General features: G+C 32.9%; 7 protein-coding genes and 1 tRNA gene. All 8 read left to right on the top strand.

The window, feature by feature from the left end:
* Nucleotides 1-79 precede the first annotated feature (79 nt).
* The 8 genes from ACKTTC_RS08280 (at nt 80) to cobM (ending at nt 8,012) form a co-directional block, all read left to right on the top strand.
* Nucleotides 80-153, top strand: a tRNA-Arg gene (locus tag ACKTTC_RS08280).
* 147 nt (nt 154-300) lie between these two features.
* Nucleotides 301-1,404 (top strand): cobalamin biosynthesis protein CobW, encoded by a 1,104-nt coding sequence (gene cobW / locus ACKTTC_RS08275; protein ID WP_408039338.1) that lies wholly within the window; start codon nt 301-303, stop codon nt 1,402-1,404.
* Between the two features lie 3 nt (nt 1,405-1,407).
* Nucleotides 1,408-1,989, top strand: coding sequence for a cob(I)yrinic acid a,c-diamide adenosyltransferase (locus ACKTTC_RS08270; RefSeq protein ID WP_408039337.1), 582 nt, complete (start codon nt 1,408-1,410; stop codon nt 1,987-1,989).
* A 3-nt stretch (nt 1,990-1,992) separates the two neighbouring features.
* Nucleotides 1,993-2,691 (top strand): precorrin-2 C(20)-methyltransferase, encoded by a 699-nt coding sequence (gene cobI / locus ACKTTC_RS08265; RefSeq protein ID WP_408039336.1) that lies wholly within the window; start codon nt 1,993-1,995, stop codon nt 2,689-2,691.
* The gene (gene cobJ / locus ACKTTC_RS08260; RefSeq protein WP_408039335.1) at nt 2,688-4,055 is read left to right on the top strand and encodes a precorrin-3B C(17)-methyltransferase; all 1,368 of its coding nucleotides are present in this window, start codon (nt 2,688-2,690) and stop codon (nt 4,053-4,055) included. Before cobI ends, cobJ begins: the two co-directional genes overlap by 4 nt.
* Before the next feature lies 1 nt (nt 4,056).
* Complete coding sequence (gene bluB / locus ACKTTC_RS08255; RefSeq protein WP_408039334.1) at nt 4,057-4,719, top strand: 5,6-dimethylbenzimidazole synthase; 663 nt, start codon at nt 4,057-4,059, stop codon at nt 4,717-4,719.
* Between the two features lie 208 nt (nt 4,720-4,927).
* On the top strand, nt 4,928-6,109 hold the full coding sequence (gene cbiE / locus ACKTTC_RS08250) for a precorrin-6y C5,15-methyltransferase (decarboxylating) subunit CbiE (RefSeq protein WP_408039333.1): 1,182 nt from the start codon (nt 4,928-4,930) through the stop codon (nt 6,107-6,109).
* Between the two features lie 13 nt (nt 6,110-6,122).
* Nucleotides 6,123-8,012 carry a precorrin-4 C(11)-methyltransferase gene (gene cobM, locus ACKTTC_RS08245; protein WP_408039332.1) on the top strand — a complete coding sequence of 630 codons (1,890 nt, stop codon included), beginning with the start codon at nt 6,123-6,125 and terminating at the stop codon, nt 8,010-8,012.
* The last annotated feature ends 1 nt before the right edge of the window (nt 8,013 follow it).

Genomic DNA, 8,013 nt, shown 5'->3' with positions numbered 1-8,013 from the left:
TAGCCCGGTCATCGCGCCTGCTTTGGGAGCAGGAGGTCGCAGGTTCGAATCCTGCCACCCCGACTAAAAAAGAGTTACTGGTCGCGTAGCTCAGCTGGATAGAGCATCTGCCTTCTAAGCAGACGGTCACAGGTTCGAATCCTGTCGCGATCACAATAAGCCTTACTAATTTTAGTAAGGCTTTTTTGTTTTTAATAATGTCTCGTTCTTCAATTCTTTAAAATAAATTTCTTCAAATTAAAGTAGTTTAAAAAGAAATATAAAACCCTTATTTTTGACTCAAATAAATCTGAAGAAATCATGCTTACAAATAAAATACCAGTAACAATTATAACCGGATTTTTAGGATCTGGTAAAACTACTTTAATTCACCAAATTGCTAAAAATGCCAATGGAAGACGTTTAGCAATTATTGTAAATGAATTTGGAGAGTTAGGAATGGATGGTGAGATCCTAAAAGGAAATGATTGTGGTTGTGAAGAAGAAAATATTTTAGAGTTGAGCAATGGGTGTCTTTGTTGTACTGTACAAGAAGAATTTCTACCAACAATGCTGCAATTAATGGAGCGTAAAGACCAAATAGATCATATTATTATTGAAACGTCTGGATTAGCATTACCAAAACCTTTGGTAAGAGCATTTAATTGGCCAGATTTAAAACCACAAATTACAGTAGATGCAGTAGTTACTGTGGTAGATAGTGTAGGGCAAGCTACTGGAGAAATTTGTGATAGAGCAAGAGTACAAGAACAACGTTTAGCTGATGATAGTTTGGATCATGAGTCGTCTATTGAGGAATTGTTTGAAGATCAATTATCATGCGCTGATCTAGTTATTATGACAAAATCAGATTTAATTGATGAAGAGAAATTTAATGAAGTAAAAGACATTATTCAAAATAAAATAGGAAACCAGATTAAAATTATATCAGGAGTAAAAGGAGATATTCCTGTGGATGTATTATTAGGTTTAGATGCGAAATCAGAAGATTTTATAGAAGAAAAGCATTCACATCACGAAGAGCATCATCATCATGACCACGACCACAGTCATGACCATCACCACCATGATGATCATGGACATCATCATGATCACGACCATGATGAAACAATTAATTCATTAGTATTATCAGTTAAAGCACCACATACTCCAAAACAATTAATTAAAGCATTAGAAGAATTGGTTGCCGAATTTGAAATCTATAGAATTAAAGGAATTATAGATGTGCCAAACAAACCAATGCGTATGATTGTACAAGGAGTAGCGAGCAGGTTTGAAAACTATTTTGATAGAAAGTGGAAAGAAGACGAAATTAGAGGGACTCGTTTAGTAATTATTGGAGAAAAACTAGTAGAAAGCGAGTTAGAAAAAGCCATAGAAAGTAAATTAACCTTAGCTGTATAAAAGATGAAAATATATACTAGAAAAGGAGATGCAGGAAAAACAGGTGTGTTTGGAGGAAAACGTACCTATAAAAACTCTGCAAGAATAGAATGTATAGGAACTTTAGACGAAGTAAACTCTACAATAGGTTTGTTGAGAGCTAAATTAGGTCCAGAACACGAGTGGCAAACTAATTTACATCGTATACAAAAAGATATGATGGATATGATGTCACATTTAGCGCGTCCATCAGATTCCAAAAAAGAAAATCCAAACCCAAAACCTATAGATGGAGCCGCTTTTTGTGAAGAGTGGCTAGATGCTTTAGAAGCAAGTATTAGTTCTCCATCAGATTATTTTATTTTACCTGGAGGGAACGAAATTTCTGCATTATGTCATGTATGTAGAACACAAGTACGTAGAGGTGAACGTACCTTAGTAACACTTATGCAAGAAGATCCGGATAGCGTAGAAGAATACGTAATGGCTTATGTAAATAGATTGTCAGATTTATTTTTTACGATGGCAAGAGCTGAAATGGATAAGGAAGGTGTAGCTGAAGAAAAATGGCAATTGTTTCTTTATAAAAGAAAGAAGAAAAAATAAGATATGGTATATGGAGTGGCGTTAGGCCCAGGAGATCCTGAATTAATAACCATAAAAGGATTACGAGTTTTGCAAGAGAGTGACGTAATTTTTTATCCTGGCTCAACATTTAAAGGGATGCAAAAAAGTTATGTTTACCCTTTGTTATCATATCATAATTTAGAAGATAAAGATCTTAGAGGTTTTTATTTAGAAATGTCAGATGATAGATCACAATCTAAAAAAGTATATGAGAATACAGCCTCTGAGGTTCAGAAATTAGTAGCTGAAGGTAAAAAAGTAGCTATTGTATGCGAAGGAGATTTGAGTCTGTATGCATCTTTTACTTATATCATGGAACATTTACAACAGCTAAATATTCCCATTTCGTTAATACCAGGGATTAATTCATTTAGTTTAGGAGCTGCGAAACACCAAATACCACTAAGCCTTTTAAACGATAAAATAGCCATTGTACCTAGAGTAAAAACAATTGAAGAAATTAGCACCTATTTTAATGAGGTAGATACTTTGGTGTTAATGAAGGTAAAGACTAGTTGGCAGCATTTTTATCATAAGTTGAAAGAACAACCTTGGGCGTTTTATTATTGTGAACGTTTGGGTACAGATGAAGAATACATTACAACGAATTTACAAGAAATTTCAGAGAGAGAAATACCGTATTTCTCTCTTTTAATTATAAAAAAGCAACAAAACAAATGATTAAAGTTGTTGGGATAGGCCCAGGACATAGACAATATATGATTCCTATGGCAGTTGAAACAATTAAGAAAGCTACTGTTATCATAGGGTACCACTATTATTTTCAATTTATTCAAGATTTAATAGACCCAAATGCAGTTTGTATAGGAAAAGAGTTAAGCGAGGAAGAAAAAAGGGCAGAAATAGCGATTGAACATGCATTAAAAGGAGAAAATGTAATGGTTATAGGTTCTGGAGACGCGAGTATCTATGCAATGGCTTCTATAGTATATCAAAAAGTGGCAGAACAAAATTTAGAAATGCCTGTAGAAACGGTGCCAGGTATTTCAGCATTTATTACGGCTGGGAGTAAATTAGGAGCTATTTTAGGTCATGATTTTTGTTGTATTTCGTTGTCGGATTTAATGACTCCATGGACAACTATTGAGAAAAGAATAAAAGCGGCAGCTCAAGGAGATTTTGTTACTGGTTTATATAACCCAAGAAGTAAGAAGAGATATTGGCAATTACAAGCTTTAAAGAATATCTATTTAGAGCATAGAGAAGCTTCAACACCTGTTGCCATTTGTAAGCAATTAGGAAGAACTGAAGAAAACATACAAATTACAACTTTAGGAGAATTAAATGTTGAAGATGTAGATATGTTTAGTGTTGTTTTGATAGGTAATAGTCAAACATTTAGATACAAAAATCATTTAATTACGCCAAGAGGATATTTAAATAGAAAACCTGAAACTGGACAAGAAATTCAGGATGCCAGTTTTAAGGAAATTGTAGAAAACTTACCAGAAAATAATCTAGATAAAGATCATTTGTGGGCAGCAATTCGTTGTATTCATACTTCGGGAGATTTTGACTATATCAATTATATAGAAACTTCAAAAGAAGCCATTGAAAAATGGAATACTTATTTAAAAAACGGAGGTGTAATTGTTACGGATGTAACAATGGTAAAAGCAGGAATTACCAGAGCTTTTACAGGAAAATACGATAATGAAGTTGTTTGTTTATTAAACGATGAGGAAACACTAAAGTTAGCTGCAGAAGAAGGATTAACTCGATCGCAAGCAGGAATTAAAAGAGCCGCAGTAAAATATCCAAATGCATTATTTGTTATTGGAAATGCACCAACGGCACTTATCGAAATTGTAGACCAAGTCCATGAAGGAATTATTAACCCTGTGGGAATTGTTGGAGCCCCAGTTGGTTTTATTAATGTAATAGAATCTAAAGAACGTTTGAAAATGCAAAAAGACACCGCATATGCATTGATTTCTGAACGCAGAGGAGGTAGTAATTTTGCAGCAGCTATTGTAAATGCTGCATTTACTTTAGATGAAGTATCAAAATTAGAACTATTCTAAAATGGAACAAGAGGCGCAACGTTTTTTTACTGAATCAGAACAACAAGTTTTAGAAGAAATTTTGTTACATCGAAGAGATGTTCGAGGAAATCATTTTAAAAAAGATCCAATAGCAGAAGAAGATATAAATCGAATTTTGCAAGCAGCTTTGGCAGCGCCTTCAGTTGGATTTTCACAGCCTTGGGAATTTGTAATTATTCATGATGAAGAAACAAAAAAAGAAGTAAGAGCATCGTTTCAAGAAGAAAATGAGAAGGCCCTAGCTCAATTTTCTGATGAAAAACAACAAAAATATATTCGGTTAAAGCTAGAAGGAATTACAGAATCTCCTTTAAATATAGCAGTGTTTTATAAACCTAAAAACGAACCTGTATTAGGACAAACAAGTATGCCTAATATGGGAAAGTATAGTGTGGTATGCGCGATACAAAACATGTGGTTAATGGCACGTTCTCTCAATATTGGTATGGGCTGGGTAAGTATTTTAGATCCTGAAAAAGTAAAAGAGATTATAAATGCTCCTAAAGAAAATCAACTAATAGGATATTTATGTTTCGGATACACCGATAAGTTTTATAATAAACCAGAACTAGAAATAAAAAAATGGGATTATAAAAAACTACAACACGAAGTGGTTATTCAAGAAAAGTATAACAATCAATGAGTTCAACTGACTAATGAGTTTCAACTCATTGATATTGGTGTCTAATAAGTATTAAAAATATTAGTTAATTGTTTAAAAGCAATTTTAACCAATCAATGAGTTCAACTGGCCAATGAGTTTCAACTCATTGCATATTAATTAACTGCTTAAAACCAACTTTAACCACCCAATGAGTTTTAACTCATAGTACTAATACAAAGAAATTCAAATGATTTTTCATGTAATTGGCATAGGAAATAAGCAACCAGTTTTTTCAAAAGAACAAAAAAAACTGATTGATAACAACACAGTTTTTAGCGGAGGAAAACGTCATTTAGAATTGGTAAAAGATGTGCTTCCAGAAAACTATCAATGGATCTATATTAAAAGTCCAATGACTGCTGTTTTTAAACAGTATGAAGAAGCAAAAGAAACCATTATTGTATTTGCTTCAGGAAATCCGTTGTTTTATGGATTTGCTAACACACTTCAGAATAAATATCCACAGTCTAGTGTTTATACAGAACCTTATTTTAGTTCCATTCAATTATTAGCAAACAAAACTAGTACCAATAGTAATGAGTTGGTAACGATTAGCGTGCATGGAAGGAGTTGGGATGCTTTAGATGTAGCACTTATAGAGCAACAATCATTAATTGGAGTATTAACAGATGGACATAAAAATCCGAAAACAATTGTAGAAAGATTACTTCAATATGGATTTACAAACTATGAAATAAGTATTGGTGAAGATTTAGAAGGAGAGAATGAGAAAGTGCAAACCTTATCTTTATCAGAAGCAGTAACAAAAAACTATCACAAACTCAATTGTATTTTATTACATCGAAAAGAAAAGAGAAAGCAATACTTTGGAATAGAAGATAGTAACTTTGAAGGATTACCTGGAAGACCTAATATGATAACTAAAATGCCAATTCGTTTAACTACGTTGCATTTGTTAGAAGTATTAAATGCAAGTGTTTTTTGGGATATTGGATTCTGTACAGGTTCTATTTCTATAGAAGCGAAGCTGAAAAATCCGAATTTAGAGATTGTAGCTTTTGAAAAAAGAGAAGAGTGTGAAGAAATCTTATTTACAAATCAAAAGAGGTTTGGAGTGCCAGGAATTAACGGAGTGATAGGAGATTTTTTTGAACAAGATACAAGAACATTTAGGCAGCCAGATACTGTATTTATAGGTGGACATGGAGGTAGGTTAGAAGAATTACTTATAAAAGTAGATGAAGTACTTTCTTCGAATGCTATTATTGTTATGAATACAGTAAAAGAAACAAGTAAAAATACATTTAAGAAAAGCTGTGAAAACTTAGGTTGGAAAGTAAAAGAAGAGATAAATTTAACCTTAGATTTGCATAATCCTATATGCTTATTAAAAGCAATAAAAACATAAGGAACAAAAGAAGATGGCGGAACAAGTTTTAAAAGTAGCAATTGTTAGTTTTACAGATAACGGATTCGAAATAGCAAAAACTTTACAAAGTGAATTTTATAGAAGTAAAGTTTTTACTACTAGAACCGTAGAAGAAACAAAAGAAATAAAACGAATAGACTCAGTAATGGAGTTAATGGAAACTTCATTTCAAAAATACGATGCATGGTTTTTTATTGGAGCATTAGGAATTTGTGTACGAAGTATTGCAACTGTAATAGCAGATAAAAAAACAGATCCAGCTGTAGTAAATATAGATGATCAAGGAACTTTTGTACAATCGGTTTTGAGCGGACATATAGGTAGAGCAAACGAATTAACCACACAAATAAGTAGAATATTACAAGCAACTCCTGTTGTTACAACAGCTAGTGATTTACAAAACCTGTGGAGCTTAGATACACTTGCTGAACAATTTAATTGGGAGTCTAAACATAATGAAGAGCTAAATAAAATTATCTCTTTGTTTGTAAATAGAAAACCAACAGCCTTAGTTTTAAAAGTAAAAGACAAAGGAACTGAGTTTTTAGAAAAAACGTTTCCAGATTTTATTACAATTTATTACAATATTGATGAGGTAGATACTTCAAAATATGAAATGTTATTATATGTAGGGTATGAATTAGTTTCCCTGCTACTACCAACATTAGCTTTTTATCCTAAATGTATCGCATTAGGAAGTGGTTGTGCTAAAGACATAGAACCTGAATTATTTGAATTCGAATTACGAAAAGCATTAAAAAACGAAAAAATAGCCATAGAAAGTATAATGGCATTAGGTTCAGCAGATATTAAAGCAGAAGAACAAGCGTATTTAGATCTAGTTGCCAAATTAGATATTCCTTTTGTAACGTATACAGGAGATGAATTGAATTCTGTGACAGTTGCAAATCCATCAGAAGTCGTAAAGAAAAAAGTAGGAGTTTATGGTGTTTCAGAAGCTTCGGCAGGTTTATTATCTAACACAGAAGAATGGTTAGTTGAAAAAACAAAAGTCACTACTGAATCAGGTAAAAAGTTTACTTATGCAATAAGCTTGGTAGCTGATTATGAGCGAAGATCGAGTATTGCTATTGTAGGAGCAGGTTCTGGAGATCCAGAATTACTGACTTTGAAAGGACAGGCTATTTTAGAAGCTGCAGATTGTATTTTATATGCAGGAAGTTTGGTGCCAGAAGAGTTAACACATATGGCAAAAGAAGGAGCATTGGTTCGTAATTCAGCTTCTATGACACTTGAAGAGCAAATGGAAATTATAGATCGTTATTATGAACAAGGTAAAAAGATAGTACGTTTACATTCTGGAGATCCATCAATTTATGGAGCTATACAAGAGCAAATGACTATTTTCGATGCCAAAGGATATGATTATTATATAGTGCCAGGAATTTCTTCATTTCAAGCAGCAGCAGCGTATTTAAAATCAGAATTTACTATTCCAGAAGTTGCGCAGACTATTATTTTAACAAGAGGAGAAGGAAATACACCAACACCAGAGCATGAAAAAATAGCTGATATGGCAAAGCTACGTGCTACAATGTGTATCTTTTTAAGTGCAGGAATTGCTAAAAAAGTACAAGGAGAATTATTAGAACATTATCCGCCAGATACACCTTTAGCTGTTTTATATAGAGTTAGTTGGAAAGACGAAGAAGTATGGACAGGAAAACTAACTGAGCTTACTCAAATTATAAAAGATAATAAGTTAACCAGAACTGTTTTAATAGTAGTTGGAGAAGCTGTTGGAGCAAGAAAAAACCGTTCTTGGTTATACGATGACAAATGGTATCATATTTTTAGAAAGAAAGCTAACCAAGGAGTTTCAACTCCTGAATCAATGGGTTTAAACCCATTGGAAAACTAGA

Source organism: Tenacibaculum amylolyticum (assembly GCF_964511145.1).
In the GTDB taxonomy this organism is placed as follows: domain Bacteria; phylum Bacteroidota; class Bacteroidia; order Flavobacteriales; family Flavobacteriaceae; genus Polaribacter; species Polaribacter amylolyticum.
Note: the sequence above shows the minus strand (reverse complement) of the source record. Positions and strands in the feature narration are given on the sequence as shown.

Bases quoted from the DNA above. Each gene is read 5' to 3' on its own strand.
- cobJ (WP_408039335.1), top strand. From the start codon at position 2,688: ATGATTAAAGTTGTTGGGATAGGCCCAGGACATAGACAATATATGATT.
- bluB (WP_408039334.1), top strand. From the start codon at position 4,057: ATGGAACAAGAGGCGCAACGTTTTTTTACTGAATCAGAACAACAAGTT.
- cbiE (WP_408039333.1), top strand. From the start codon at position 4,928: ATGATTTTTCATGTAATTGGCATAGGAAATAAGCAACCAGTTTTTTCA.
- cobI (WP_408039336.1), top strand. From the start codon at position 1,993: ATGGTATATGGAGTGGCGTTAGGCCCAGGAGATCCTGAATTAATAACC.
- ACKTTC_RS08270 (WP_408039337.1), top strand. From the start codon at position 1,408: ATGAAAATATATACTAGAAAAGGAGATGCAGGAAAAACAGGTGTGTTT.
- cobW (WP_408039338.1), top strand. From the start codon at position 301: ATGCTTACAAATAAAATACCAGTAACAATTATAACCGGATTTTTAGGA.
- cobM (WP_408039332.1), top strand. From the start codon at position 6,123: ATGGCGGAACAAGTTTTAAAAGTAGCAATTGTTAGTTTTACAGATAAC.